This is a genomic window from Cellulomonas biazotea (genome assembly GCF_004306155.1).
Taxonomy (GTDB): Bacteria; Actinomycetota; Actinomycetes; order Actinomycetales; family Cellulomonadaceae; genus Cellulomonas; species Cellulomonas biazotea.
This window is the reverse complement of record NZ_BIMR01000444.1, coordinates 1-821: the sequence shown is the minus strand read 5'-3', so window position 1 is coordinate 821 and position 821 is coordinate 1. Positions and strand designations below refer to the sequence as shown.

Annotated in this window: 1 protein-coding gene; it reads left to right on the top strand. The window is 80.5% G+C overall.

The window, feature by feature from the left end; genetic code table 11:
* The first annotated feature begins 209 nt into the window (after positions 1–209).
* Entirely contained in the window at positions 210–719 is a 510-nt protein-coding gene (locus CBZ_RS19970) for a DUF4395 domain-containing protein (RefSeq protein WP_130783177.1), read from the top strand.
* The last annotated feature ends 102 nt before the right edge of the window (positions 720–821 follow it).

Genomic DNA, 821 nt, shown 5'->3' with positions numbered 1-821 from the left:
CGCCCGGCCCGGCCCGGCGGCCCCGGCCCTGCGCAGCCCCCGCTGCGCCCCGAGCGCCTCGCCCATGGCGCCACACGCGCCGACCGCGGTGCGCGTCGCCCTGCGGTCACCCGTGCTGACTGTCGCCGCCGTGAGGGCGTGCCCGTCGCACCGCTCGGCCCGTCCGCCCGCCCCTCCGCTGCCCCTTCGCCTGCCCCTGTGAGGACGTCATGAACCAGCCCGATCCCACGACCACGACGACTCCGTCGTCCACCACCTCGACCGCCCCGACCGGAGCCGCTCGCGCGGGCGACGTCGACGTGCGCGGGCCGCGCTTCGGGGCGGGCGTCACCGCGGTCCTGCTCGTCGGCGTGCTGCTGCTGGGCGCGTGGCCCGGCGTCGCCCTGGCGCTGCTCGCCGTCGTCGCCGCGGGCTTCGCCCTCGGGGTCGCGCGCGGCGTCTCCGGGACGTGGCAGGCCGGGGTCTTCCGCCGGTTCGTCGCGCCGCGCCTCGGGCCGGTCGTCGAGCGGGAGGACCCGCGGCCGCCGCGGTTCGCGCAGCTCGTCGGGCTGCTGGTCACGGGCGCGGGCGTGCTGCTCGTGCTGGCCGGGGTGGCCGTGGCGGTGCCCGTCGCCGCGGCCGTCGCGCTCGTCGCCGCGTTCCTCAACGCCGCGTTCGGCCTGTGCCTGGGCTGCGAGCTCTACCTGCTGGGCCTGCGCCTGCGCTCCGCCCGCGCCTGACCCCTGCCGCGCCTGACCCCTGCCGCGCCTGACCCCTGCCGCGCCTGACCCCTGCCGCGCCTGACCCCTGCCGCGCCCGTCCCGGCCCCCGCCGGGCCGGCG

Bases quoted from the DNA above. Each gene is read 5' to 3' on its own strand.
- CBZ_RS19970 (WP_130783177.1), top strand. From the start codon at position 210: ATGAACCAGCCCGATCCCACGACCACGACGACTCCGTCGTCCACCACC.